The organism is Halioglobus japonicus (assembly GCF_001983995.1).
GTDB classification, from domain to species: Bacteria; Pseudomonadota; Gammaproteobacteria; order Pseudomonadales; family Halieaceae; genus Halioglobus; species Halioglobus japonicus.
In genome coordinates, this window is sequence record NZ_CP019450.1 from 1,406,458 (window position 1) to 1,432,164 (window position 25,707).

The following is a 25,707-nucleotide window of genomic DNA, read 5'->3' on the forward strand; positions in this document are numbered from 1 at the left end:
TTTCTCCTTTAATTCTCGCGCCTAACTCAGTAGTAGGTCTTGCCGTTAGCCAGCATGTCTTTCATGTTGTCGGTCAGCTCGTAGGCTTTGCCCAGGTGAGCGAACTTCGCGGAAGCATCGGCAATTGCCTGCATGCCAACAGTGTCCATCCAGCGGAAGATGCCGCCGCGGAAGGGCGGGAAACCTACGCCGTAGAGCAGTGCCAGATCGGCCTCAGAGGGCGTGCCGACAATGCCTTCTTCCACACAGCGGGCCATTTCGATGGCCATGGGCAGCATCATGCGCATGATGATGTCGTCCTTGTCGAATTCAGCGCGCTCGCCGCACACCGGCGCGATCAGGTCGTAGACTTCTTCGTTGACCACTTTCTTCGGCTTGCCGCGTTTATCGGTGACGTATTCGTACATGCCCTTGCCATTCTTCTGGCCGTAGCGGTCGTTCTCGAACAGTACCTCGGTGGCGCTCTTGAAGTCGGGCTGCATGCGGTCGGGGAAACCTTCTGCCATTACATTGGCTGCATGAACACCAGTGTCGATGCCAACGACATCCATCAGGTAGGCCGGGCCCATGGGCCAGCCCCAGCGTTCCATGACCTTGTCGATGGCCTGGAAGTCGGCGCCGTCACGCAGCAGCGCATTGAAGCCGCCGAAGTAGGGGAACAGCACGCGATTGACCAGGAATCCTGGGCAGTCGTTCACCACAACCGCTTTTTTACCCATCTTGTTGGCGTAAGCCACGGTGCGGGCGATCGCGTTGTCGGAGGTCTTCTCACCGCGAATCACCTCTACCAGGGGCATGGCGTGAACGGGGTTGAAGAAGTGCATGCCACAGAAGTTTTCCGGACGCTCCAGGTTTTCTGCCAGGCGAGTAATGGAAATGGTCGACGTGTTGGACGCGAGCACGGCGTCTTTGTCGATTTCCTTCTCGGTTTCGGCCAGCACAATGCCTTTGACTTTTTCGTTCTCGACAACCGCTTCAACCACGATGTCTACGCCATCAAAGCCTGCGTAAGTCAGGGTGGGGTCGATGCTGTTGAGGATGTCGCCCATCGTGTCCGCGGTCATGCGGCCTTTGGCCACGCGCTTGGCCAGCAGTTTGTTAGCTTCAGACAGGCCCAGGTCGAGGCCGTCCTGATTGATGTCCTTCATCTTGATCGGGGTACCTTTCAGGGCACTCTGGTAGGCGATGCCGCCACCCATGATGCCCGCGCCCAGTACGGCGGCGTTCTCGATCTTTTTGTCGGCTTGCTTCTCCCAACCCTTGGCTACTTTGCCCAGCAGCTGGTCATTCAGGAATACACCGACCAGCGCAGCGGCGACCGGGGTGGTCGCCAGTTCGGCAAAGCCTTCCGCCTCTACGTCCAGCGCGTCTTCCAGGCTCATGCTGCGGGCCTGTTCGATGACGTCGACCACTTTCAGCGGCGCGGGGTAGTTCTTGCCCGCCTGCTGGCCCACCATGGACTTGATGGTGAAGAAACTCATCATGGCTTCGATGTCATTCAGGGGCAGTGGGCCGTGCTTCTGGGCGCGGCGGCCCTTGTAGTCCAGGCCGCCTTCGATGGCGTTATTCAGGGTAGTCAGCGCCACCTCACGCAGCTGTTCAGGTGCAGCGACTGCGTCTACGGCCCCTGCTTTGAGCGCGGCGTCGGGGCGCTTGTCGGCACCGGTGGCCATCCACATAACAGCCTCGTCGACACCGATGATGCGCGGCAGGCGCACGGTACCGCCCCAGCCTGGCAGAATGCCCAGCTTGGTTTCCGGCAGGCCGACCTTGGCCGCAGTGCTCATGATGCGGAAGTCACAGGCCAGGCAGATTTCCAGACCACCGCCCATGGCGAAGCCATTAATGGCCACAGCTGAGGGGTAGGGCAGGGCAGCGAGGCGGTTGAAGTTGGCGTTGTTAATCCCGGTAAACGGTTTGATCTCTTCTTTGCTGGAGCCGAACAGCTGAACGAATTCAGTAATGTCGGCGCCGACGATGAAGACCGGCTTGCCGGAAGTCACGAGCAGGCCTTTGATGCCGCTTTCCGCTTCCAGGGCATCGAGGCCGGCGGTCAGGCTGGCCACGGTGGCCTGGTCGAATTTGTTGACGGATTCGCCCTGCAGGTCGAAGTTCAGCTCGGCGATGTCGCCCTCGAGGCGTTTAATCGTGAGCTGGTCACTCTGGTAGATCATGTCAGTGTCCTGTCTCAGGTTGGTGGGATGTTATTCGGGGCAGGGAGTGTAGCCGCTGCCGTGTGAAGGGGCCATAAGTGTAGTCGATGCCCGACATAAGTGGGGCGACTGGCACAGGGGCCACCGGTTCGGGAGATGAAGTTTACAGCGATTACATTGCCCGGGTAAAGCCCCGGCTCAGGGGCTGAAGGCCACGGCGTTATCGAGGTCGATATGAACGCTGAGCAGCTCGCCCACCGCCAGATCGATGTCCGGACCGGTGCGGCAGGGAACGCGTTGATCTGCACTCAGTGCCAGTTCATAGAGAATATGATCGCGGCCATCGGTGCGGTTCACGATTTCCAGCGGCAGCAGGGCGCCGCGGGTAATGGCGTTCGCGACAAATGGCGTCGCGGGCGCGCGGAACAGATTTAGTGGCGTGTCGTATTGAACGATGTGGCCCTGCTCCATCACCGCAATTCTATCGGCCATGGCAAAGGCCTCGCGCCGATCGTGGGTCACCATGAGTGCTGTGGTGCCGGTCTGTTTCAACAGGCGCCGTACTTGGCCGGCCAATTGTTCGCGCAGCTCGGTATCCAGGCTGGAGAATGGTTCGTCGAGTAGTAACAGCTCCGGAGCAGGGGCGAGCGCGCGGGCCAGGGCGACACGTTGCTGTTGGCCCCCGGAGAGTTCATGGGGATAGGCGCGGGCAAAGTCACCCATCTCTACCAGTTCGAGCAGTTCCTGAACCCGCGCCGCTTGCGCCTTGCGGTCCAGCCCGGTCAGGCCGAAGCCGACGTTGCGGCGCACGCTCAGGTGGGGGAACAGTGCAAAATCCTGGAAGACCATGCCGACCTGGCGGTGCTCCGGCAGGGTCGTGGCCTGCGCGGAACTGATTTGGCGCTGGTGGAGCACAACCGAGCCGGCACTGACAGGCTCAAATCCAGCGATGGCTCGAAGCAGTGAGGTTTTGCCGCAGCCTGATGCCCCCAGCAAACAGCCAAGCTCACCTCGGGCCAGCGTGAGAGAGGCCCCTTTCACGGCCTGAAACTGGCCGTAGTGCACATCGACGGCGTCAATCTGGAGTTGTTCAGTCGCCATCGCGTTGCATTCCTCGATTGAGCAGGATAACGGGTAGTAAGCCTAGCAGGACAATCGCCAGTGCGGGGGTGGCCGCATCGGCAAGGCGCTCGTCGGAGGCCAGTTCGTAGGTGCGCACCGCCAGGGTGTTGAAGTTAAAGGGGCGCAGAATCAAGGTGGCTGGCAGCTCTTTCATGACGTCTACAAATACCAACAATAGCGCGGCCAGCATGCTGCCACGCAACACCGGCAAATGCACCCGGCGCAGTACGCCGGCGCCATTGTGGCCCAGGGAACGGGCTGATTCATCCAGGCTGGGGCTGATCCGGCTGAGGCCGGATTCCACGCTCTGCAGCGACACGGAGAGGAAGCGCACCACGTAGGCAAACATTAGAGCCGCCAGTGTGCCGCTGAACAGTAGCCCGGTTGAGATATCGAAGGTGGCGCGCATAAACGTGTCGAGGCGATTATCGAACCAGGCCAGCGGGATCATCACACCAACGGCGATTACCGTGCCTGGAACGGCGTAGCCAATGGCGGCGGTGCGCACGGCGACAGTTTCCACCGGGCCGGGAAAGCGGCGCTTGCCGTACCCCAGCACCAACGCCGTGATCAGGCATAACAAACTGGCAGCAACTGCCACGGCCACACTGCTCAACGCGAGGCTTAGGAACTTGCTGTCCAGAGTGTCGCGCCAGGTGTTGACGACCCAGCCCAGCAGACGCCCTGCCGGCAGGGCAAATCCCAGCACCACTACTGATGCGGCAAAAACCGTGCAGCCCACGCCGCGCCAACCGGTGAGCACAATACGCCTGGGGGCACGTTGTGCTGTCCGCTGGTGGTAGCGCAGTCGTGAACGCGACAAGCGCTCGAGGGCAAACAGCGCGAACACAAACAGCAACAGAAAGGACGCCAACTGGGCCGCGGTAGTGAGTTCGCCCAGCCCGTACCAGGTGCGAAAAATGCCGGTGGTGAACGCGCTGACACCGAAATAATCCACCGTGCCGAAATCAGCCAGGGTTTCCATCAGGGCCAGGCTTATGCCCGCCGCAATTGCCGGCCTGGCCAACGGCAGGGCAACGGTGAACAGGGTTCCCCAGGGGCCCCTGCCGAGGCTGCGGCTCGCTTCCAGAACGGCTGTGGACTGTTCGCGGAAGGCGACCCGGGTCATCAGGTAAACGTAAGGGTAAAGTACCAGCGACAGCATGCAGATGGCGCCGCCCAAAGAGCGAATTTCGGGGAACCAGTAGTCGCCATAGCGCCAGCCAAAAACGTCGCGCAGTGCTGTCTGGACCGGGCCGGCGAAATCCAGCATGCCGGTATAGGTGTAGGCGATGATGTAGGCCGGCATGGCCATGGGTAGCAGCAGTGCCCAATTGAAGAAGCGTCGACCGGGGAATTCGCACATGGCCGTTAACCAGGCGCCAGACACCCCGAGTACGAAGGTGCCCAGTCCCACGCCGGCCATGAGTAGAAAGGAATTGCTGACATAGTCGCTGAGTACGGTGTCGCGCAGATGTTGCCAGACATCGCTATAGGGTTGCGCGAGGCTGGCAACAATGACCAGCACCGGCAGCGACAGCACCAGTGCCAGGCTCACCAGCACCAGGCGCCAGCCGACAACGGCGCCGGTGAGGTGTGATTTGGGCGGACTTATTTCCAACCAGCGCGATCCATGGCCATGACTGCTGTGGCATTGCGCTCACCGAGTTCGGTCACATCCACCTGGTCGGCTTTGAACTCACCCCAGGATTCCAGCAGTTCACTGGCTTGCACACCTTCGCGAGCGGGGAATTCATTGTTGGTTTGTGCATACCAGGACTGGCTGTCTTCTGTCGTCAAAAACTCAATCAGGGCTATCGCCTGTGCCACGTTGTCGCTGGCGGCGGTCACACCGGCACCACTGACATTGATGTGTGTGCCGCGGTCGTTCTGGTTGGGCCAGAAAATCGCCACCTTGGCGGCTGCCTCGCGCTGGGCGGTATCAGAGCCGTTAATCATACCGCCGAAGTAATAGCTGTTCACGACAGCGACATCACACTGACCGGCGGCGACGGCTGCGATCTGATCGCGATCACCGCCCTGGGGTGGGCGGGCAAAGTTGGGGACGAAGTTTTCCAGCCAGGCGGCAGTTTTGTCTGCGCCCTGGGTGGCGAGCATGCCTGCGACCAGTGACTGGTTGTAAATGTTGCCGGAGGAGCGGATACACACACGGCCCTTCCATTCGGGGGTGGCCAGTGCTTCGTAGGTGCTCAGCTCGGAGGGCTGGACGCGATCTTTGGCGTAGACGATGGCGCGGGCGCGCACCGACAGGCCATACCAGTAACCATCATCACTGCGCAGGTGCTCGGGAATAGCGGCATCGAGATTTTCGGAGCTGATGGCTTGCAGAACACCAGCCTCCTCGGCGCGGTAAAGCCTGCCCGCATCGGTAGTGATCAGCACATCCGCCGGTGTATTGCGCCCCTCGTTCTTGAGGCGGGTCAGTAGCGCGTCACCCTTGCCGGTAACGAGATTGACCTTAATGCCGCTGGATTCGCTGAACTGGTCCAGCAGCGGCTTGATCAGCGCTTCCTTGCGCGCCGAGTAGACGTTGACATCGGCAAGCGTGGTGGCGCTGACGGCAAAGAGTAGGGCCCCGGCCAGCAGGCGGCGGGTGTTGCTGTACACATTCATAGTTTCCATCCAGTGGTCGCGGCGAATAGGGTGGCCGCCAGTTTATGGTTGTCGCCCTCGGGCGCCGGCGATAGCACAGCGGCGCTGAGCCAGGGCTCGGTGGGGCGATTGCATGCGAGTTTACTGGATGACTTGTGGGCTAGTAAACAGGAATGATTCTCGATATCGAAAAGCAGGGGTGCTCCCTGCCCGACTCTCGCGTCGGACAGGCAGGGGGAGGGCGTCAGTCGTAGACGATACGGTGTAACGTGGCGCCGTCAGTGTGTTCGAACTGGCGGCCGTAAATATCCAGGGAAGTGATTTCCTCGTAGACCAGCTCGTCGCCGCTGACCTTCATGGTCATCTTGAATGCCGTAGTCTTTGCCTTCTCGAGCATAAACGGTGATTGCACAACGCCGAAGGTTTCGCTGCCCTGGGTTGCTGTCACGTCAAAAATGGTCTCTTCTCCCGCCTGCTGCAGCTCGCCGCCCGCCAGTACGCAAACCGCCCGGGGAATAGTCAGGGAGTGCATGATCATGCCGCTGCCGGGTTCGTACATCCAGTGGCCGATCTGGTCGTGGAAAATCGTGCCCTTGTTACGCTTGCGCACCACCTGGTGGTACTTCACGCACACGAGGTTTTGTTCCTCGGCGTTCTCTGCTGCGCCCGCAGGCGTGAATACGATCTGGTCGTAATAGGCGTGTTTGTCTTCGCCATCGGGTTCCGGTGCCACGTCCAAACCGCGGTCACCCCACCAGGTGCCGATCAGTTGGTGTAGCGGGCCATAATCTACGCCGTCAATAATAGTGCTCAATGGTGTCTCCTTATCTGGACGTCTTTCGTGTTTTCAAGCTTAGTACAGTCGTGTCGAGTTGCCGGGTCTGGGCGGCACTTCAGGCCGGTCCGATAATCAGGGTCGGGATGCCCAGCGTGTGACTCTTGATCGTGGCGACCCGCGTGCCCGGTTTGCGACCGGAGCGTATTGGTGAGTGTGCCACTGTGCGCTCGTCTAGCGCGGCGATGGTCTGATCAATGTCGTGACACAGGTAGGTAATGCCCCAGAAGAAATCGTGCACCGGGGGCTCTTTCAGGTTCTGTATGACCTCCAGGGTCATTTTGCCGTGCCGGAAGAACAGCATGCGGCCGCCCCATTCGGGGACTTCCTGGTCCAGCGCCAGGCGCAGACCCAGTTGCTCGCCAAAGAGTGCGATACAGGCATCGGCATCGCGTGTTTGCAGGACCAGATGATCGACGGCGTAGATGCCGGTGGCAGAGTTGATCTGGCGATACTCGGGGTCACGGTGATGAGACGCCGCCATGGCTATAGACAGGGCGGCTGTATCCAGCGCCTGCTCGGTACCTACCGCCAGGTCGTCATCCAGCAGGTTGAGCCCGGCAATGCCGGGTTCGCCCGCAGTCTCTCTCAGGCAAATGTCGAGATTGGCCAGTGACAGGCAGTTCCCCTGTGGGGCAATGCCTAGCAGTGATGTGTATTCGTTAAGGGCGGTGTCAGGTGAGGGTATATCGAGGTAGGCTCGGTCAAAAGCGGCGAACACGGCAGTCTCCAGGCAATATCAACAGCAGGGATGATACGCGGATGACTGCCGCTGCCAAGGGTTAGTGCACTGTGCGCTCGGAAGGGATATCGAAATCCAGGCGGATTTGTTCTGCTTCCTGTTCTTCGCTCAGGCGCGAGTGGACGTGCTGTTCCAGGTGTTGGAACAGACTCTCCATCAGCTGCAGGGTTTTGCCGATTTGCTCCAGGGCAATCAGCACGGCCTCGTCGGCGTGGTGTTTCTTCTCGGGTTTCATGACTGCACTCCTGTTTTTGCTCACAGTGACAGTCTGAGGGAGCGAGCGCTATTGGCGAATGGCGCTGGGCGCCATGCACATGGCTTCAGACGACAGCGCGCTCAGTGGATAATACGGTCGCCTTGCATATCAGCCGCGAGTTCCTGGGACTGCTCTGCGGCAGCCTCCTGCTGATGGACGTAGTTGCGCAACCTGTTCACCACGCTGGTCATCACGTCGATGGTCTGGCTGATCTGGTCCAGTGCCATCAGTATGGTCTCGGTTTCCGTTGGCCTGTCGTTATCTGACATGGAAAGTCCTCGCTTTTCGCCGTACCACTGTTGGTGCCATCCAGCCGCCCCAGGTACAACAGGGGCAGCCGGCTGGGCTTGGTTCATCGGTAACTCGCCAATATCAGCCGGGATTAATCCCAGCTTAGCGCGCCGCCGGTCTGATATTCGATCACTCGTGTCTCGAAGAAATTCTTCTCCTTGCGCAAGTCCATAATTTCGCTCATCCAGGGGAACGGATTCTGGGCGCCGACAAACTGCTCGGGCAGGCCGAGCTGCGACAGGCGCCGGTTGGCGATGAAGTGGAGGTACTCCTCCATAATCGCTGCGTTCATGCCCAGTACGCCGCGCGGCATGGTATCGCGGGCGTATTGAATTTCGATTTCGGTGCCCTCGAGAATCATCTGTACGACTTCGTCCTGGAAAGACTCGCTCCACAACTGTGGGTTCTCCAGCTTGATCTGGTTAATCACATCAATGCCGAAGTTCAGGTGCATGGATTCGTCGCGCAGGATGTACTGGAACTGCTCGGCGACGCCGGTCATCTTATTGCGGCGGCCCATGGACAGAATCTGGGTAAAGCCACAGTAGAAGAAGATGCCTTCAGTTACCGCATAGAAGCCAATCAGGTTGCGCAGTAATTCCTGATCAGTATCCAGGGTGCCGGTAGTAAATGTTGGATCGCTAAGGCTGTGCGTGTGGCTCAGGCTCCAGGAGGCCTTGGCGGCAACGGACGGAACCTCGCGATACATATTGAAGATTTCACCTTCGTCCATACCCAGTGACTCAATACAGTACTGGTAGGCGTGAGTGTGAATGGCTTCCTCAAAGGCCTGGCGCAGCAGGTACTGGCGGCATTCGGGGTTGGTGATCAGGCGATAAATGGCCAGCACCAGATTGTTGGCCACCAGCGAGTCTGCGGTTGAGAAGTAGCCCAGTGAGCGCATCACGATGCGGCGCTCATCCTCGGTGAGGCCATCGGCACTCTTCCAGGTGGCGACATCCGCCGTCATGTTAATTTCCTGGGGCATCCAGTGATTGGCGCAGCCATCCAGGTATTTCTGCCAGGCCCAGTCGTACTTGAAGGGCACCAACTGATTGAGATCAGCGCGGCAGTTAATCATGGCTTTTTCGTCCACGGAAACACGGGAGGCGCCCATTTCCAGCTCTTCCAGACCAGGTGCCACATCGATATTGGCCACCGCCTCAGCTGCGCGTGCCACGGGATCGGCCGGCGCCGCCTTGGGTTCCTCGCGCTTCGGTGCTGCCACCGCCCCGGGTGGCATTTCCATTTCGGCTACCAGTGGTTTGGGGGCCGCAGTCTCGGCCGCCGGCTGCGTCGCCGTCTGCTCTTTGACAGGCTGTGGTACAGTTTCGTCTTTGTGGTAGTCATCCCAACTCAGCATCTATTGTTGTCCCCTGGCTTTGGTTTCTGTTGTTGTCTGTATCACGCTGCCGACCTGCTTACTGGCAGGCCTCGCAGTCCGGGTCATCCAGTGAGCAGGCTGCCGGTACAGGTGCCGGTGCTGCCGCTTCATTGGACACCGCGTTCAGTGCCCCGGTATCAATTGTGGATTTCTCGGTGCCGGTGGCCGCCAGCGAACGCAGGTAGTAAGTCGTTTTGAGACCGGAATACCAGGCCATGCGATAGGTGATATCCAGCTTCTTACCGTTGGCGTTATTGATGTACAGGTTGAGTGACTGGGCCTGGTCAATCCACTTCTGGCGACGGGAGGCAGAGTCAACCAGCCAGCGTGGGTCCACTTCAAAGGCGGTTGAGTAAATTGCCTTCAGGTCTGCCGGAATGCGGTCGATGGCCTGTACGGAACCGTCGTAGTACTTGAGGTCGTTGACCATCACTCCATCCCACAGACCCCGGGCTTTCAGGTCGTTGACCAGATAGGGGTTAACCACGGTGAACTCACCTGACAGGTTCGATTTCACGTACAGGTTTTGATAAGTGGGTTCGATGGACTGGGAGACACCGGTGATGTTGGCAATGGTCGCGGTGGGTGCAATTGCCATGACATTGGAGTTGCGCATGCCGTTCTGCGCCACCAGGGCGCGCAGTGTGGGCCAGTCCAGAGTCTGGTCACGATTCACCTGGATATATTGCTCGCCACGCTCTTCCACCAGCTTGTCGAGGGAGTCGATGGGGAAAATACCCTGGCTCCATAGTGAGCCCTCGTAGGAAGAGTAGGTGCCGCGCTCGGCTGCCAGTTCACTGGACGCCTCAATGGCGTAGTAGCTGATCGCTTCCATAGAGCGGTCGGCAAATTCCACGGCCTGCTCCGAGCCATAGGCGAGGTGCTGCTTGTACAGGGCATCCTGGAAACCCATAACACCCATGCCCACTGGGCGGTGTTTCATATTGGAATTACGCGCCGTATCTACCGAGTAGTAGTTGATGTCGATGACGTTATCGAGCATGCGCACGGCGGTGCGAATGGTCTTGCGCAGCTTGGCCTGGTCGAGGCCGTTGTCGCCAATATGCTGGGGCAGGTTAACGCTTCCGAGGTTGCACACGGCGATCTCGTCGGCGTTGGTGTTGAGGGTGATCTCGGTGCACAGGTTGGATGAGTGCACCACGCCCACATGTTGCTGTGGCGAGCGGATGTTGCAGGGATCCTTGAAAGTCATCCACGGGTGGCCTGTTTCAAACAGCATGCCCAGCATCTTGCGCCACAGGTTCTCGGCTTTGACGGTCTTGTGCAGTTTGATCTCGCCCGCGGCGGCCATGGCTTCGTACTGGGAGTAGCGCTCTTCGAAGGCCTTGCCGTACAGGTCGTGCAGGTCGGGTACATCGCTGGGTGAGAACAGGGTCCAGTCCTCGTCGTTGAACACCCGCTTCATAAACAGGTCAGGAATCCAGTTGGCGGTATTCATGTCGTGGGTGCGGCGGCGATCGTCGCCGGTGTTCTTGCGCAGCTCGACGAATTCCTCAATGTCCATGTGCCAGGTTTCAAGGTAGGCGCACACTGCGCCCTTGCGCTTGCCGCCCTGGTTTACTGCCACTGCGGTGTCATTCACCACCTTGAGGAAGGGCACAATGCCCTGGCTCTTGCCATTGGTGCCCTTGATGTAGGCACCCAGTGAGCGCACCGGAGTCCAGTCGTTACCCAGGCCGCCGGCAAATTTGGACAGCATGGCGTTGTCCTGGATGGCGCCATAAATGCCGTGCAGGTCATCCGGCACCGTGGTCAGGTAGCAGGACGACAGCTGCGGGCGCAGCGTACCCGCGTTGAACAGGGTCGGGGTGGAGCTCATGTAGTCAAAGGATGACAGCAGCTCGTAGAACTCGATAGCGCGAGCGTTCTTGTCCGCTTCTTCGGTCGCCAGGCCCATGGCCACGCGCATGAAGAATACCTGTGGCAATTCGAAGCGTACTTCGTCGCTGTGAATAAAGTAGCGGTCGTACAGTGTCTGCAGACCGAGATAAGTAAACTGTTTATCACGCTCGGGCAGAATGGCCTGGCCCAATAGCTCGAGATCAAAGTCGAGCAGGTTCGGGGCAAGTAACTCGAGCTCTACACCCTTTGCGATATACGCAGGCAGCGCTGCCGGATACAGGCGCGCCATGTCTGCGTGGGTGGCGCTGTCGGCGAGCCCCATAAAGGCCAGTGCTTCCGCGCGCAGGCTGTCTTCGAGCAGGCGGGCGGCCACATAGCTGTAGTTCGGGTCCTGCTCGATCATGGTCCGGGCGGTAATCACCAGCGATGTCGATAGTTCGTCGGCAGTCACACCGTCGTACAAGTTTTTCAGCGCCTCATCAAGGATGTCCGCTTCGCTGACATCGCTCAGGCCCTCACAGGCTTCGCTGACAATTGTATGCAGGCGATCGAGGTCCAGAGGGATGCGGCTGCCGTCGGCCTGTACCACGCTGATGGCATTGGCCGCTTCCTGTGTTTCCTGGGACAGGGATGCCTTGGCCGCGCGCTTGCGGGCCTGCTCTTCGCGGTAGATTACATAGTCGCGGGCGATCTTGTGCTCGCCGGCGCGCATCAGCGACAGTTCTACCTGGTCCTGGATGTCTTCGATATGAATGGTGCCGCCGGAGGGCATGCGCCGTTTGAATGTCGCGGCGACCTGATCGGTCAGCTTGGCGACGGTTTCGTGAATGCGACTGGACGCCGCAGCAGTGCCGCCTTCCACTGCGAGGAAGGCCTTGGTGATCGCAACGGCAATTTTACTGCCCTCGAAGGGAACCACCGTGCCATTGCGCTTGATGACGCGCAGCTGGCCGGGCGCTGTCGCCGCGATGCCGCCGCTGACGGGGGTGTCCTGGTCGGTGGGAGTAGCGCCGGTGCTGGTGCCGCTGGGATTGGTCTCTGTCTGCATATCTCTCCGATTCCTTGAGTGGCTTGCGCCTTATAGTTCTGATGTCAGGTACAGCGTTTCGGATATGGGGGGTGGCCGCCCTGGGAGGGCCTGTTGAGACGGCCCCCGGTCGGGTGGCGGGAAGTTCCCCTACATGTTTCGCAGCCGCTGGATATGCCTACCCCGGTCAGTGGGTGAGCACGGTTGCGATCTCCTAATTCTGTTCAGCGGTGTGTAGCGGTGGCTCCAAACTGTGCAAAAGGGTAACAATTCAGTTACATCCCGATACTTTTTGTTTGTTTTTTGGTCACCGGTTATCCCATATATTGGGGTGTCTCGCTGGAATGAGTACAAGATAGTGCGCAGTGTCCGCTATTGCAAGGCATCAGCCTGGGTTTATGCTGTGGACAACTTGTTGATAGATGGCCAGGTGGGTGAGTGCTAACGCTAAAACCCAAGCCGATGGGGGGCTGGCGGCCAATGCAGCGGGTGATGAATTTTTTTCTTCTATAAACAGGCAGGAATATACAGATTTGTTATTAAGCAGCGGGCCCTGTGGGGCAGGGCCCGTGCGGGGGGCTTAGCGATTTGCCAGTAGCAGGGTTTCCATGAGCGCTTTCTGCGCGTGCAGGCGGTTTTCCGCCTCGTCCCAGATGACAGTATCCGCTGCGTCCATCAGCTCAGCGCTGATTTCTTCGCCGCGGTGTGCGGGCAGGCAGTGCATGTAGAGCGCGTCACTGGCGGCACGCGACATCAGCTCGGCATTGACCTGGTAGCCGGCAAAGGCAGCTTCGCGCTGCTTTTGCTCTTCTTCCTGGCCCATGGAGGCCCATACGTCCGTCACCACCAGGTCGGCGCCTTCGGCGGCGGCCTTGGGATCGCGAACCAGGCGTACGCGGTCACTGTTGGCCTCGAGCAGGTCGCTGCGCGGGTCATAGCCCTCGGGGCAGGCCAGGCGCAGTTCGAAATCGAATTGGCGCGCGGCGTTTATATAGCTCTGGGCCATGTTGTTGCCGTCGCCCACCCAGGTCACGGTTTTGCCCGCAATGCTGCCGCGGTGTTCAACGTATGTTTGGATGTCCGCCAACAGCTGGCAGGGGTGGAAGTCATCTGTCAGGGCATTGATAACAGGCACCGATGAGTTGGCGGCAAAGGTCTCGACAATGTCGTGGCCGAAGGTGCGGATCATGACGATGTCGACCATCGATGAGATGACGCGCCCGGAGTCTTCAATGGGTTCGCCGCGCCCCAACTGGGTGTCGGTGGGCGACAGGAACATCGCGTGTCCGCCGAGCTGGGCCATGCCCGCCTCGAAAGAGACGCGAGTGCGTGTGGATGACTTGGCGAAAATCATGCCCAGGACGTGGCCGGGGAAGGCGCGTTGGTCCTCGCCGTTGCGGTGGGCCTGTTTCATCTCGGACGCCCGGGCAATGATGGTGTTCAATTCCGCAGGGCTGAAATCCAGAAGGGTCAGGAAGTGCTGTGTTGAAGCCATAGTTCTTTCCTTAAAAATTCGCGGTGTTGGCTACAGGCCGGCGATCAGATTGGCGACGCCCTGGGCCAGCTCGCGCGCTTCGTCTTCGCTGATGATCAGGGGGGGTAGCAGGCGCACGGTATTGCCGGCAGTGACGTTGATCAGCAGGCCAGCATCGAGCGCTGCCTTCACCAGCTCCGGGCAGTCGCGGTCGAGTTGGAAGCCCAGCATAAGGCCGCGTCCACGGATGTCCTTGATACGCGGTGCCGCTGCCGGATCGGCGCTAATCGTGTCGCGAATGAGGGCGCTCATGCGCTCGACGTTGGTGAGAATGTCTTCGCCGTTAACGGCTTCAACCACCGCCAGGGCTGCAGCGCATACCAGCGGATTGCCGCCGTAGGTGGAACCGTGGTGGCCCGGACCGAATGTGTTTGCCGCCTCACCGCGGGCCAGGCAGGCGCCAATGGGGACGCCGTTACCCAGGCCCTTGGCCGTGGTCACGACATCCGGGATGAACCCCATACCCTGATAGGCAAACCAGGTGCCGGTGCGGCCGTTACCTGTCTGCACTTCGTCGAGCATCATCAGCCAGCCCTGGGCGTCGCAGATTTCGCGCACGCCGCGCAAATAGTCCTCGTCCAGAGGGTTGACGCCGCCTTCGCCCTGAATCGGCTCAGCTAGAAACGCCACCACATCTGGGTTGTTGGCCGCGATCTGGCGAATGGCCTCAAGGTCATTGCGCGGAGCGCGCACAAAGCCGCTGACCAAAGGCTCGAAGCCGGCCTGGATCTGGCGGTTACCGGTGGCGCTCAGTGTGGCCAGGGTGCGGCCGTGAAAGGCGCCTTCCAGTACGATGATGGTGGGCTTTTCCACATCGCGGTTGTGGCCGTGCAGGCGGGCTATCTTGATCGCCGCCTCATTGGCCTCGGCGCCTGAGTTGCCAAAGAAGCAGCGCTCCATGCCGGAGATCTCTGTCAGCCGCTCTGCCAGTGCCTCCTGTGGTCCGACCCCATAGAGGTTGGATGTGTGGACCAGTTTGCCGGCCTGATCCTGGATGGCGGCCGTCACGCCCGGGTGATTGTGACCCAGGCCGTTGACCGCAATACCGGAGATGCCGTCCAGGTATCGTCGCCCTTCAGTGTCGAAGAGATAAACACCCTCTCCGTGACTGAAAGTGACTGGTAACCTGGCATAAGTGGGCATCAACGCCGACATGGTGTGCTCTCCTTGTAATTCGCGGACCCCGTCCCCATTTCATGCGGTGGCCCAAACAAAAAAGGCAGCTTGGGCTGCCTTGGGGACCGAGCACTATAGACGCCGTCACTGCGCTTGTAAATCACCCGCAAAGCGCGTGGATATTTTGAGCGTGGAATAGGGTAGAATGCGCGGCCTTGATATCGTCGGCCCCACCGACCCCAGCTACAGGATTTGACATGGATACTATCGAAACTATCAAAGAACAGATCGGCAACAACCCCATTCTGCTTTACATGAAGGGCTCCCCGAACCAGCCCCAGTGTGGTTTCTCTGCGCGCACTGTGCAGGCGTTGATGCAGTGCGGTGAGCGCTTTGCTTACGTTGACGTGCTGTCCAACCCTGAGGTGCGCGCCGAACTGCCCAAGTACGCCAACTGGCCGACGTTTCCGCAGCTGTGGGTAGGTGGTGAGCTGATCGGCGGCTGCGATATCGTTACCGAGATGTTTGAATCAGGCGAACTGCAGACCCTGGTCAAGGAAACTGCAGCGGCGCAGCCGGCGGAGTAATCTGGCTTCGACCTTAGCCGCCGAGGCTTATTCAGCCATGTGACACTGGCGTGAATGGTCTGTGCGAAGGACTTCGGCACAAAAAAAGCCCGGGCAATGCCCTAGGCATTAAATGTTTCTGGATATAACAGAAATGTGTACCTAAACTCACTCCTATAGGGAAGCAATCCTATCAGGAGTGAGTTTTTTAATGCCCGATCACAAATCTGATCAGAAAAGGGACAGAATCCCGCCTGAATACGATGGCATACAGGTAAACTCCTGCAAGAATCCCAGGTGCAAGAACTTTGGTGTACCAGCAGAAAACTCAAGATCTGATCCTAACTATCGCGTAAGTGGGAGCAAACGCCCGGTTCGTGAGAATTTCGAGCTAACCGGAGCGGGTTCAGCAAAGTCGGCAAGGGTCATTATCTGCAAATCCTGCAATGAATCTATTCCCCTAAAAAACAATCAGGCAATTGTCGAAACTATACATTCACTATCATGGTCGCCTGACAATCACTACTGCCCAAATATTGAGTGCAGCAACAATATCTCTAAGGTCGGCTTGAATGGCAGCACTGGTGCGTATGTAAAGCGGGGCCGTACAGAAACAGGCTCTCAGCGATGGAAGTGCAAAGGCTGTGGCAAAACTTTCGTTGTGCAGCGAGCCCGCTACCCTGCAACTCATGGGCGGAAATCCCACAAATATGTGGAATCAATTCTCCACCTATTGAATGGTCTTGAGATTAATCGCATTCAAGAGACTACAGAATTATCCCCTCCCGTCATTTATCACAATATGGAGCGGGCGTACAAAGCCTGCCTTCGCTTTAACAGAGAACGGGAAGCCAATTTCAAGCAACGATCTGGTCGCCATGAGGAACTATTTCTTTGTACTGATCGACAAGCCTATTTGATCAACTGGGACAAGCGAGAAGACAAACGTAACATAGCATTTCGTTCAACGATTAGTGCCGACTGTAGTAGCGGTTACGTCTTCCCAATCCATCTATCCTATGACCCCCGCGCTGATCGAGACTTTATTCATATCGAGTCATGGAAGCGGGGTGATCAAGACTACACAATGGCATTGCGTAGATATTCTCAATATTGGCTGGATGATGACTATCAATCACATGATACAAACGCTCGGTCACCTCTTGAGGCATATTCTCCGGACGCCCTGCAAAGGTTACGGGCAAGATATGAAGATGCTGATCAGAGGGACGATGTCGAACTCCCAAGTGATCAGTTGTCACTTGAGAGCATGCTGCCCCGCAAAGGCATGCAGTTCAGGGAAGACTATGTCCTGTACGCACACTTTCAGATCATTCGCTCTCTGCTGAGTGAGTCTGAAAAGGTCCACTTCTTTACTGAACAGGAGTCTGGGATACGAGCCGCCTACATGTCTTCCTTTGGCGATATGGTACGAAATGGGGACAGTGATCTCTTCTATGTGGCAATTAAAGATGGCGCCACTAGAGATGAGAGGGAAGAAGCGACACGAATTGGCCGTCGTGCAATAAGATCAGCTCAGGGGCAGCTTGGCCGAGTAACTGAGCTCGAGGCCACTTGGTATCTTGTGGAACAGACGATGAACGCCCACCTTCGAGGAGAAGGAAAGTGGAAGGATCGATGGGCGCTTTATCCAGTGCCTACCCGGGGAGAGGTGCAGAAAAGGTTTTCTCACATGACGTCAATGGAGGATGAAGACATACACGAGAAAGCTAGAGTCGCCGCGCATTGTTCGATGCTCAAGGTGGACAACTTCATGCAGTTTGCAAGAAGACGATCATCAATGCTGGAACGACCAATTTCATCCCCAGCAGGTGCAGGTAGAAAGTGGTATGGGAAGTCTCCATATAATCCCTATCGACCAGTACAGTTGCTGGAAATTCTGCGAACCTACTTCAACTACTCCCCGATCAACAATAATAATAAGAGGGAAACACCAGCGATGAAAATTGGATTGGCTGATGGGCCGGTTGATCTGCGCAAGATTTTATTGCCATGACAAACAAGAATGGGAGTATCATGTCAATGTCCGCTTTCGTCCACAAAGCTGACATCCGCTCCCCTCAGTCAATTCAGAGAAAAAACACCCGTGAAACCACTTCTTCCCTTTATTCTTGCTGCACTTAGCCTGCTTGTTGGATGTGCTACGACTGTCAACACACCTGTACTCAGCTCACAAGGTACTCTGCCTGAAGATGTGGCTATTGTTATCACGACACACGGGCGTGTTGATACCAGCCTATTCGATAATTTGCCGTTTGTAAGTTATGAAGTGGCGCACATTGATCCTGTTCATGGGCTTGTCTCTGACGAATTTTTGAAGGCCGAAGATGTTCGCTTAGCCGGGGCAACGGGAGATATGGGGACAGGAAAATATGGTTTCCTGCACATGTTTGAGCTTAAAGAAGGGAAATACTACCTGATTGGTCGAAGAGGTAGAGGGTACGATTCGCTCGTGCCTGCTGGTCCAGTCTATGTTTACAGCTACAGCAGTAACGCAGAAACCGATATTCTGATGGAAGTCGAAATTAAAGGCGGCGCAATAAACTACCTTGGTGAGATTCTTCTAACAGGAGAACCACTATCTAATGAAAACGTAACCATCGAAGACTTGTGGGATCGAGATCGAGCAACGGCCGAGAAGATGAATCCCAGCATTGCTGGCCTTCCAGTTCATCGAGTAACGCCTGCGATGATTGATACACTTCCCCAAGATGGTGTGGAGTAGTTAGAACGGCAGCTCCTGGCCCCATAGCTGCCATTCGAAAGTTTGATCTGCGAAAGAACGGATATCGACCACTAACGAACGTCAGATGCAGTTAGCGTTGCATTTAAGGCCCATAGAAAGATCGGGATTAATGACACTGTGAGACCTGAAGTTTTTCGAATAACTGATGACTCGGGCGATCCGGTAAGGGGGAGGATAGTTTGGTCGCCTTTGAAGTCACTCTGGATTAATTCTTGTTTGGTTTCGTTTCTAGTGGCCGCTCCATTAGCTACCACGTATGGGGCAGTGCTTGTCTTTCTTGTTTCGACTTATGCCACCCTTCTCATTGGACATTCAGTTGGAATGCATCGAAAGCTCATACACCGCTCATTTGATTGTCCTAAGTGGCTTGAGAGATTGCTGGTTTACTTGGGCGTGCTGGTTGGGATGGCCGGCCCTATCGGTCTAGTTCTAATTCATGATACTCGCGACTGGGCACAACGGATGCCTCATTGTCATCCATTCTTCTCTCATCGCAGCCCGCTTTGGCTGGACGCACTTTGGCAACTAAATTGCAGGTTTGAATTCCAGAACACTCCCGAGATCCAAATAGAGGCAGAGATTTTAGAGGACAGGTGGTACCAGTTTCTTGAGAGCACCTGGATCTTACAGCAAGTGCCAGTTGCCCTATTACTTTTTCTTGTGGGCGGTTGGCCATGGGTGGTCTGGGGCGTTTTCGGCCGGGTCTTCGTCAGCGTATCTGGACACTGGATAGTCACCTACCTTACACATAATCCAGGACCGGGAAATTACCTGGTGCCCGATGCTGGGGTGCAAGCTTCTAATCTGACTGGTTATGGATTGATCACGTTTGGTGAATGCTGGCACAACAATCACCACGCTTTTCCTGAATCGGCGAGAATCGGCTTGCAGCCAAATGAATATGACCCCGGATGGGAAGTCATTAGACTACTCAAATCTCTCGGGCTCGTTTGGAACATTGGTTTACCAAGAGGAGAGAAGTCGCGGGAAGATCTTTTACTCGTAGATTTCATCAAATAGGCGATGATGGTCCGTGTCCGCTTTTGGCCCCAAAGCTGCCGGTGATACAGCTAGATTCTTTGCCTATAAATTATTTCATGATATAAAAAAGGCCCAGCATCATTTCCGATGCTGGGCCTTGTTTGTCCGACTAAGCTTAGGCACGCCATATCCAGAGATATTTAATGCCTAGGGCAATGCCCGGGCTTTTTGCTATCTGGTGTTGCTGTTTTCAGCTCACGGCGTAGAACAGCTGCTCTTCGCGTTCTGCCAGGTCGTTCAGTGATTCCTGGACGATCTCCTTGGCCATGATGCCGCACTTGCCGCACTGGCTGGCTACGCCGAGGTTGCGATTGACTTCACGCAGTGAACTGGCGCCGTCTTGAACCGCAGCGCGGATCTGGGTGTCGGTGATTCCTTTACAGAGGCAGACGTACATGGTGCTGAATTAACTCGTACTGGCTTGGTGTGGCTAAGATGATGCTTACGTTAATAATAACGAGAATGATTGTCAACAACATTCTCGCCTCTATCGCCAGTCAGCCGCAGCATCCGGCGAATACCCCAGTAAGAACAAGGGTTTAACAATGGGGTGGACGTTGGCAATAGTTATTTTCTATATGTCTGATGCGTATAATCAAATTGCGCCGCCCCTCAGCCTGTGTATTATTCACACCCGACCTGCGAGGCAGAGCCTCGCGTTATCTGTGACCCCCAATATTGGAGTAAGAGCAAATGGGCGTACTAGTTGGCAAACCTGCACCTGATTTTGATGTAGCCGCGGTTCTGGGCAATGGCGAGATCGTTGATTCCTACAAGCGTTCCGAGGCCATGGCTGGCAAGTACGGCCTGGTATTCTTCTACCCCCTGGACTTCACCTTTGTATGCCCCTCTGAGCTGATCGCTCTGGAACACCGCATGGAGAAATTCCGCGAGCTGGGCGTTGAAGTGGTTGCTGTGTCCATCGACTCACAGTTCACCCACAACGCATGGCGTAACACCGACATCAACGCCGGTGGTATTGGCGCGGTCACCTACACCATGGCTGCCGACGTTCGTCACGACATCTGCCGTGCCTACGACGTTGAAGCCGAGGGCGGTGTTGCCTTCCGTGGCGCATTCCTGATCGACAAGGAAGGCACTGTCCGCTCCCAGCTGGTGAACGACCTGCCTCTGGGCCGTAACGTCGACGAACTGATTCGTCTGGTTGAAGCACTGCAGTTCCACGAAGAGCACGGTGAAGTGTGCCCGGCTGGCTGGAGCAAAGGCGACAAGGGTATGGACGCCTCTCCCGATGGCGTTGCTGCCTACCTGTCTGAGAACTCCGAAGAGCTGTAAGTTCGCTTACACCCTCAGACAAAAAAGCCCGGGCATGTCCCGGGCTTTTTTGTGTCGTTTTGTTTTTACGAGAATGGGTGGAACCCATGAAATGCTAGACATGAAGTTGATAGTTTGACTATCGTCGACACTAACTGATGCTTGTGAGTTTAGGGGAGCCGTATTGGGCCGATGGTGCTGCGCTCTCGAGTTCTATGCATAACTCAACCGCCTCAGTGCTTTTCTTGCTATAGGAAAAATAAATGAAGCGAGTATCGTTGTTCGTCGTATTTTTATCGTCGACTCTTCAGGCCAGTGCTCAGGAGGGGCTGATCTGGGGCGCCGGCACGTGGGGTGCCAGTGCCTGGGGTGTGGGTTCTGCGACTGAAGCACAAGCTATCCCCTCACTACCTGAAGAGGGCGTTATCGCCCTCATTGTTATCGTTGCGGCGCTACCGCTGCTCTATCGGTTGGTTGGAAAGCGGAAAAAGCGCTAGCTGATAAATCACTAATATCATGTTCACTTCCCTACAATCGCTATAAACACAGGAACCCACATGAGAATTCACTTATCCTTGAAGGAAATAAGCTCAACTGTCCAAGCCGGCAGACGATATTCGCTAGCAATAATGAGTAGCCTTGTGAAATCCCTCGCAATCTCCTCTGTAGGCCTGACGAGTACGACTTATGCTTCCGGTGTAAGTGTTCCTAACACTTTTAGCAATGGCACCGTCGCAGACGCTGATCAGGTTAATGAGAATTTTCAGTCACTGAGTGATGCCATCAACGCGTTGCCAGCCGGCCCAGAAGGACCCGCCGGTGCCCAAGGTCCTGCTGGCCCAGCGGGCCCTCCCGGTCCTCAGGGCGCCGCAGGTCCGCAAGGTCCCGCGGGCATTACTCTGGTGGCGGATGTCGGTCTGGAGATAGCATCGCTTGATCCAGGCAATCCAGACGTAAAAACCATACGTTTTACTTCGATTCCTTCAACCGCTCTTCCCTCCCTTGATAATATGCAGCCCTCCCTGGTGCTGAGCTGCTCTGTCGCCTTGCAGGGTCTATTTCCCAGCCGCTCCTTTGGCAACGAAGTTTTTATAGGCGGGATCTTCTTCCACGGGTATAACTTTGACCCACGTGGATACGCTGCCTGTGATGGTCAGCTCTTGTCCATCGCCTCATACGGCGCGCTGTTTGCACTTTACGGCACCACTTACGGTGGCGACGGTAGAACAGCTTTTGGATTACCCGATATGCGCGGTCGTACCGTGGTGGGTGAGGGTGCGGGGGCTGGTCTTACCTCTCGGCAGTTGGGGGTAAAATTGGGCTCAGAGCTAGTCAGAGAAGCCTTATAAGTTCAGTGATTCTGCTGTAAATAGCGGCATACTCGTCTCATCGAGACTGTCATCACCGCCTACGTCTTCAAATGCTCAACGTTTTCAGCCCGCACTCGTTTGTCAGTACTGCTTCGGTACTCATGCTTATAATTGTTGGCATGGTGGTGTCTATTTCCACTGCAGCGGAGCCTCGAAGCAGGCCTGTTGTTAGTGATTGTCGATGATGCACTGGTGACGGACCTGGACTTGTTTCGGGGCATGCTATGGAGCAATACCCTGGAGGTACCCAATAACGGACTCGATGATGATCACAACGGTCGGGTAGATGATGTTATAGGTTGGGATATCTCTGATCAGGATGAAGATGTCCGGCCTCCAGTACAGCGACTGGCGGATTATCCTCATGGCACCTATATGGCTGCGCACATTGCCCAGAGGATTCGGGCCCACTTCGGGGAGATGGACGATTACCCGATTAAACTACTGTTTATCAAGTCTATCGCTGATACAGCTACAAACCTGAATATGGCGGATGGTTATCTGGGTCTAGAAACGGCCGTGAGCTATAAGCCTGACGTCGTCAACCTTAGCTGGAGTGGTGGCATTGCAAGCCGAGAGGCCAGGGACGCCCTGGTCCAGGCCAGAACTGAGGATATCTTTGTAGTCGGTGCTGTGGGCAATTTCCCCCAGTCGGATCCAGCTTTTCCGGCCTCACACCCGGCGGTTTTTGCGGTCGCCGGTATAGATTCAAACGGACACCTCTATCGCAGCAACTATGGAGATGAAGTGGATATTGCCGCTCCCTCGGCCGGCTACCCTGAAGCTCTGTTAGCTGAAAATTCCCCCGGGGATATCGATGGAGTTTCCAACGCTACCGCGCTGGTGACAGCGACGGTAGCTTTGATGAAGTACACCAACCCATCATTGAGTAACCGACAGATCCAGTTGTGCCTTAAAGCAACGGCCTCACCGCTGGATTCCAGAAACCCAAACTATCCGGGCCTTCTCGGCGCGGGTGCGCTCGACAGTCAGGCTGCGATCAACTGCGCCAAGACCAGGGGGTGGTACGCGTTTGACAGGCTCGAATCACCTGAAGGGGCGATTGGCTACGCAAACAGGCGCGGTGCGGGAGCTAAAATACGCCACTGGACGATATCGCCTCAAAGGGACTACGCGGGCCTCACCCTCACGCCATTCGTTCAGGGAGAGCCCAAAGGTTCTGCGCTGAGTATCGTCGACAGCCATTCAGGAGATACGATTTGGCGGGGCAGCTTTCAGCGCTTCCCTATGAAATCAAGACCGAGCACGCTGCCATCAGCATTGAGCTGGAGGTGAAATCAAATAAGGCATTCGACTTTCAATTGCCGTATGCAACAAGGAACATTGATCAATCCACGCGTTTCTGTACGGGAACCACAAAAGTACCGTTGAGCGCAGACTCTCCGGGTATTGTTATCGAGGATGGCAGTGGCGCTGAGAATTACGCCTTCAACAGCGATTGTAAGTGGCACTTTGTGCCAGGTGCTGGAGAGCATGTGATGTTGAAGTTTCTCGAGCTCGATACCGAACTGAACGTGGACTCGCTGTACCTTTTTCGCGGCGAGGGCACTCAGCAGAGGAATCTGCTAATGCGTATATCTGGCCAACAATTGCCCCACAATATACTGGTAGAAGGCAGTTCGGTATTACTTTGGTTCGCCAGTGACGCGCAAAATGAAAACAGCGGTTTCAAGCTGGAGGCTTCGGCGATTCCTGCCGCCAGGCAGTAGGCCCTGCTCACTCCGGCCAATGGGTTCGTTCCTTCCAAGCGCTGGAGATCGGCAAAAGGTCAGGTATAATTGCGGGCCATTTTTACGACCAGAAATGACCGAGATGAATGTAGAGCAGTACATGCAGCAGTTAGGCAGCCAGGCCCGCGCCGCAGCGCGCCAAGTGGCTGCTTCCAGTACCGCCGCGCGCAATAACGCCTTGCTGGCCGCGCGTGATTTGCTGGATGCCGCACGACCGGAGCTCGCCAAAGCCAATGCCGAGGACCTCGAGCGTGGCGCTGCCAATGGTCTGGACGGTCCGTTGATGGATCGCCTGGAACTCACGCCTGCGCGTATCGACACCATGCTCGAAGGGCTGGTGCAGGTAGCGTCGCTGCCCGATCCCGTGGGTGCCATCTCCGATATGAATACCATGCCCAGTGGCATCAAAGTGGGGCGCATGCGCGTGCCGCTCGGTGTGATTGGCATTATTTATGAGTCGCGCCCGAACGTGACCGTCGAGGCCGCCAGTCTGTGCCTCAAGTCTGGCAATGCCACTATTTTGCGCGGTGGCTCCGAGGCGATTGCCTCCAACCTGGCCATTGCCCGTTGCCTGGCCGCGGGACTGGAGCAGGCCGGTTTGCCGGCGGCGGCTGTGCAGGTGGTGGAAACCGCAGATCGCGCTGCCGTGGGCCGTCTGATTGCCATGCCTGAATATGTGGACGTGATTGTGCCGCGCGGTGGCAAAGGGCTGATCGAGCGCATTAGCAACGATGCCAAGGTGCCCGTGATCAAGCATCTCGATGGTGTGTGCCACGTTTATATCGATGCCGGCGCCGACCTGGATATGGCGGAGGCGATTGTCGTCAATGCCAAAACCCAGCGTTACGGCACCTGCAACACCATGGAGACGCTGCTGGTACACGCCGCAGAGGCGCAGGCCATACTGCCACGCCTGGCGGCTGCCTACGGTCAGGCTGGCGTGGAGCTGCGTGGGTGTGAGCGCACGCGAGCGATTGTTGACAGTGCCAATGCGGCGACCGAGGAAGACTGGTACGCCGAGTACCTGGGGCCGATTCTGGCGGTGCGGGTGGTCGACGACATGGAACAGGCCATGGCGCACATCGACCAGTACAGCTCGCAGCACACTGAGAGTATTGTCACGACCGATCACGGCCGGGCCATGCGCTTCCTGCGAGAGGTGGATTCCAGCTCGGTGATGGTCAATGCCTCCACCCGCTTTGCGGATGGCTTTGAATATGGCTTGGGTGCCGAGATCGGCATTTCTACCGATAAGCTTCATGCCCGCGGTCCGGTAGGGCTGGAGGGGCTCACCTCCCAGAAATATGTGGTGATGGGCGAGGGTCAGGTTCGCACTTGAGTGCTGATCCCCGCCATCTGACCGCTGTCGGTGTCTTTGGCGGCACGTTTAGTCCGATTCATTACGGCCACCTGCGTTCTGCGCTGGAACTGGTGGAGCGGCTGGGGCTGGATCATTTGCGGCTAATGCCCTGTGCAGTCCCGCCGCACCGGGAAGCACCCAGTTGTAGTGCCCAGGACCGCCTGGCCATGGTTGAGCTGGCCGTTGCCGGTGAACAGCGGTTGCGCTGTGACCGGCGTGAGCTGGACCGGGAAGGGCTCTCTTATACCTACGACAGCCTGGTGGGCTTGCGCGGCGAGCTTGGCGAAGGCCACAGCCTGAGCATGGTGCTGGGGGCCGATGCGGTGCAACGCATCAACACCTGGCACCGCTGGCGTGAACTGCTGGATGTGGCCCACGTGGTCGTGCTGGCACGGCCGGGCTGGGAATTTCCCCGCGAGGGTGAGGTGGCGCAATGGCTTGCCACCCATCAGCTGGATAGTGCCGCGGCACTAAACGAACAAGCCTGTGGGGGTGTGCTGATCGAAGAGCTACGCCCATTGGCCATCTCCTCGACGGAAATCCGCTCGCTGTTGGCTGGCGGACACTCGCCGCGATATCTGCTCCCCGAGCCGGTATTGGACTATATTCAGGAGAGACAACTTTATCTATGAACAGGAATG

The 25,707-nt window shown here is 57.0% G+C and carries 24 protein-coding genes; 11 read left to right on the top strand and 13 right to left on the bottom strand.

Annotated features, from left to right (window positions below; translation table 11 throughout):
- Positions 1 to 26: 26 nt before the first annotated feature.
- From fadB to BST95_RS06815, 12 genes are all read right to left on the bottom strand, one after another.
- Positions 27 to 2,174, bottom strand: coding sequence for a fatty acid oxidation complex subunit alpha FadB (gene fadB, locus BST95_RS06760; protein ID WP_084198637.1), 2,148 nt, complete (start codon positions 2,172 to 2,174; stop codon positions 27 to 29).
- A 177-nt stretch (positions 2,175 to 2,351) separates the two neighbouring features.
- The gene (locus tag BST95_RS06765) at positions 2,352 to 3,254 is read right to left on the bottom strand and encodes an ABC transporter ATP-binding protein (protein WP_084198638.1); all 903 of its coding nucleotides are present in this window, start codon (positions 3,252 to 3,254) and stop codon (positions 2,352 to 2,354) included.
- Positions 3,244 to 4,896 carry an ABC transporter permease gene (locus BST95_RS06770; protein WP_084198639.1) on the bottom strand — a complete coding sequence of 551 codons (1,653 nt, stop codon included), beginning with the start codon at positions 4,894 to 4,896 and terminating at the stop codon, positions 3,244 to 3,246. Before BST95_RS06770 ends, BST95_RS06765 begins: the two co-directional genes overlap by 11 nt.
- Complete coding sequence (locus BST95_RS06775) at positions 4,887 to 5,909, bottom strand: Fe(3+) ABC transporter substrate-binding protein (protein ID WP_084198640.1); 1,023 nt, start codon at positions 5,907 to 5,909, stop codon at positions 4,887 to 4,889. The genes BST95_RS06770 and BST95_RS06775 overlap by 10 nt, the downstream gene beginning before the upstream one ends.
- Before the next feature lie 223 nt (positions 5,910 to 6,132).
- Positions 6,133 to 6,702: a heme-binding beta-barrel domain-containing protein gene (locus tag BST95_RS06780; protein WP_229801935.1), complete on the bottom strand. Its 570-nt coding sequence runs from the start codon at positions 6,700 to 6,702 to the stop codon at positions 6,133 to 6,135.
- A gap of 79 nt (positions 6,703 to 6,781) precedes the next feature.
- Entirely contained in the window at positions 6,782 to 7,444 is a 663-nt protein-coding gene (locus BST95_RS06785) for a VOC family protein (RefSeq protein ID WP_084198641.1), read from the bottom strand.
- Positions 7,445 to 7,505: 61 nt separating this feature from the next.
- On the bottom strand, positions 7,506 to 7,700 hold the full coding sequence (locus BST95_RS06790) for a hypothetical protein (protein WP_084198642.1): 195 nt from the start codon (positions 7,698 to 7,700) through the stop codon (positions 7,506 to 7,508).
- 101 nt (positions 7,701 to 7,801) lie between these two features.
- Positions 7,802 to 7,990: a hypothetical protein gene (locus tag BST95_RS06795; protein ID WP_084198643.1), complete on the bottom strand. Its 189-nt coding sequence runs from the start codon at positions 7,988 to 7,990 to the stop codon at positions 7,802 to 7,804.
- A 113-nt stretch (positions 7,991 to 8,103) separates the two neighbouring features.
- Positions 8,104 to 9,375 (bottom strand): ribonucleotide-diphosphate reductase subunit beta, encoded by a 1,272-nt coding sequence (locus tag BST95_RS06800; RefSeq protein WP_084198644.1) that lies wholly within the window; start codon positions 9,373 to 9,375, stop codon positions 8,104 to 8,106.
- A 58-nt stretch (positions 9,376 to 9,433) separates the two neighbouring features.
- Positions 9,434 to 12,307: a ribonucleoside-diphosphate reductase subunit alpha gene (locus BST95_RS06805; RefSeq protein WP_084198645.1), complete on the bottom strand. Its 2,874-nt coding sequence runs from the start codon at positions 12,305 to 12,307 to the stop codon at positions 9,434 to 9,436.
- Between the two features lie 559 nt (positions 12,308 to 12,866).
- Positions 12,867 to 13,781, bottom strand: a complete 915-nt coding sequence (argF, locus tag BST95_RS06810) for an ornithine carbamoyltransferase (protein ID WP_084198646.1) — start codon at positions 13,779 to 13,781, stop codon at positions 12,867 to 12,869.
- A 30-nt stretch (positions 13,782 to 13,811) separates the two neighbouring features.
- Positions 13,812 to 14,975 (bottom strand): aspartate aminotransferase family protein, encoded by a 1,164-nt coding sequence (locus BST95_RS06815; RefSeq protein WP_084198647.1) that lies wholly within the window; start codon positions 14,973 to 14,975, stop codon positions 13,812 to 13,814.
- Positions 14,976 to 15,193: 218 nt separating this feature from the next.
- Between BST95_RS06815 and grxD the strand changes: the two genes are divergently transcribed.
- The 4 genes from grxD (at position 15,194) to BST95_RS06835 (ending at position 19,289) form a co-directional block, all read left to right on the top strand.
- On the top strand, positions 15,194 to 15,523 hold the full coding sequence (gene grxD / locus BST95_RS06820; RefSeq protein WP_066055122.1) for a Grx4 family monothiol glutaredoxin: 330 nt from the start codon (positions 15,194 to 15,196) through the stop codon (positions 15,521 to 15,523).
- A gap of 190 nt (positions 15,524 to 15,713) precedes the next feature.
- On the top strand, positions 15,714 to 17,519 hold the full coding sequence (locus BST95_RS06825; RefSeq protein ID WP_157114465.1) for an IS1/IS1595 family N-terminal zinc-binding domain-containing protein: 1,806 nt from the start codon (positions 15,714 to 15,716) through the stop codon (positions 17,517 to 17,519).
- 90 nt (positions 17,520 to 17,609) lie between these two features.
- A complete protein-coding gene (locus BST95_RS06830; RefSeq protein ID WP_146004171.1) occupies positions 17,610 to 18,248 on the top strand; it encodes a hypothetical protein in 639 nt (212 codons plus the stop codon).
- A 285-nt stretch (positions 18,249 to 18,533) separates the two neighbouring features.
- Complete coding sequence (locus BST95_RS06835; protein ID WP_268244998.1) at positions 18,534 to 19,289, top strand: acyl-CoA desaturase; 756 nt, start codon at positions 18,534 to 18,536, stop codon at positions 19,287 to 19,289.
- A 211-nt stretch (positions 19,290 to 19,500) separates the two neighbouring features.
- Here the strand turns inward: BST95_RS06835 and BST95_RS06840 are convergent, their stop codons facing one another.
- Complete coding sequence (locus BST95_RS06840) at positions 19,501 to 19,707, bottom strand: bacterioferritin-associated ferredoxin (protein ID WP_066055119.1); 207 nt, start codon at positions 19,705 to 19,707, stop codon at positions 19,501 to 19,503.
- 296 nt (positions 19,708 to 20,003) lie between these two features.
- Here BST95_RS06840 and BST95_RS06845 point away from each other — a divergent pair, with 296 nt between their 5' ends.
- The 7 genes from BST95_RS06845 (at position 20,004) to nadD (ending at position 25,698) form a co-directional block, all read left to right on the top strand.
- Positions 20,004 to 20,606, top strand: a complete 603-nt coding sequence (locus tag BST95_RS06845; protein WP_084198651.1) for a peroxiredoxin — start codon at positions 20,004 to 20,006, stop codon at positions 20,604 to 20,606.
- 242 nt (positions 20,607 to 20,848) lie between these two features.
- Entirely contained in the window at positions 20,849 to 21,082 is a 234-nt protein-coding gene (locus tag BST95_RS06850) for a hypothetical protein (protein ID WP_084198652.1), read from the top strand.
- A gap of 60 nt (positions 21,083 to 21,142) precedes the next feature.
- Complete coding sequence (locus BST95_RS20080) at positions 21,143 to 21,934, top strand: phage tail protein (RefSeq protein ID WP_205737339.1); 792 nt, start codon at positions 21,143 to 21,145, stop codon at positions 21,932 to 21,934.
- A gap of 192 nt (positions 21,935 to 22,126) precedes the next feature.
- A complete protein-coding gene (locus BST95_RS06860) occupies positions 22,127 to 23,251 on the top strand; it encodes a S8 family serine peptidase (protein ID WP_084198653.1) in 1,125 nt (374 codons plus the stop codon).
- A 92-nt stretch (positions 23,252 to 23,343) separates the two neighbouring features.
- Positions 23,344 to 23,685, top strand: coding sequence for a CUB domain-containing protein (locus BST95_RS19925; RefSeq protein WP_169843870.1), 342 nt, complete (start codon positions 23,344 to 23,346; stop codon positions 23,683 to 23,685).
- Between the two features lie 103 nt (positions 23,686 to 23,788).
- On the top strand, positions 23,789 to 25,045 hold the full coding sequence (locus BST95_RS06870; protein ID WP_084201077.1) for a glutamate-5-semialdehyde dehydrogenase: 1,257 nt from the start codon (positions 23,789 to 23,791) through the stop codon (positions 25,043 to 25,045).
- The gene (gene nadD, locus BST95_RS06875; protein WP_084198655.1) at positions 25,042 to 25,698 is read left to right on the top strand and encodes a nicotinate-nucleotide adenylyltransferase; all 657 of its coding nucleotides are present in this window, start codon (positions 25,042 to 25,044) and stop codon (positions 25,696 to 25,698) included. Before BST95_RS06870 ends, nadD begins: the two co-directional genes overlap by 4 nt.
- Positions 25,699 to 25,707: the final 9 nt, after the last annotated feature.

Coding starts and splice junctions, on each gene's coding strand:
- BST95_RS06825 (WP_157114465.1), top strand. CDS start 15,714: ATGCCCGATCACAAATCTGATCAGAAAAGGGACAGAATCCCGCCTGAA.
- BST95_RS06765 (WP_084198638.1), bottom strand. CDS start 3,254: ATGGCGACTGAACAACTCCAGATTGACGCCGTCGATGTGCACTACGGC.
- grxD (WP_066055122.1), top strand. CDS start 15,194: ATGGATACTATCGAAACTATCAAAGAACAGATCGGCAACAACCCCATT.
- BST95_RS06800 (WP_084198644.1), bottom strand. CDS start 9,375: ATGCTGAGTTGGGATGACTACCACAAAGACGAAACTGTACCACAGCCT.
- BST95_RS06870 (WP_084201077.1), top strand. CDS start 23,789: ATGAATGTAGAGCAGTACATGCAGCAGTTAGGCAGCCAGGCCCGCGCC.
- BST95_RS06790 (WP_084198642.1), bottom strand. CDS start 7,700: ATGAAACCCGAGAAGAAACACCACGCCGACGAGGCCGTGCTGATTGCC.
- BST95_RS06815 (WP_084198647.1), bottom strand. CDS start 14,975: ATGTCGGCGTTGATGCCCACTTATGCCAGGTTACCAGTCACTTTCAGT.
- fadB (WP_084198637.1), bottom strand. CDS start 2,174: ATGATCTACCAGAGTGACCAGCTCACGATTAAACGCCTCGAGGGCGAC.
- BST95_RS20080 (WP_205737339.1), top strand. CDS start 21,143: ATGAGAATTCACTTATCCTTGAAGGAAATAAGCTCAACTGTCCAAGCC.
- BST95_RS06805 (WP_084198645.1), bottom strand. CDS start 12,307: ATGCAGACAGAGACCAATCCCAGCGGCACCAGCACCGGCGCTACTCCC.
- BST95_RS06795 (WP_084198643.1), bottom strand. CDS start 7,990: ATGTCAGATAACGACAGGCCAACGGAAACCGAGACCATACTGATGGCA.
- BST95_RS06850 (WP_084198652.1), top strand. CDS start 20,849: ATGAAGCGAGTATCGTTGTTCGTCGTATTTTTATCGTCGACTCTTCAG.
- BST95_RS06845 (WP_084198651.1), top strand. CDS start 20,004: ATGGGCGTACTAGTTGGCAAACCTGCACCTGATTTTGATGTAGCCGCG.
- argF (WP_084198646.1), bottom strand. CDS start 13,781: ATGGCTTCAACACAGCACTTCCTGACCCTTCTGGATTTCAGCCCTGCG.
- BST95_RS06775 (WP_084198640.1), bottom strand. CDS start 5,909: ATGAATGTGTACAGCAACACCCGCCGCCTGCTGGCCGGGGCCCTACTC.
- BST95_RS06840 (WP_066055119.1), bottom strand. CDS start 19,707: ATGTACGTCTGCCTCTGTAAAGGAATCACCGACACCCAGATCCGCGCT.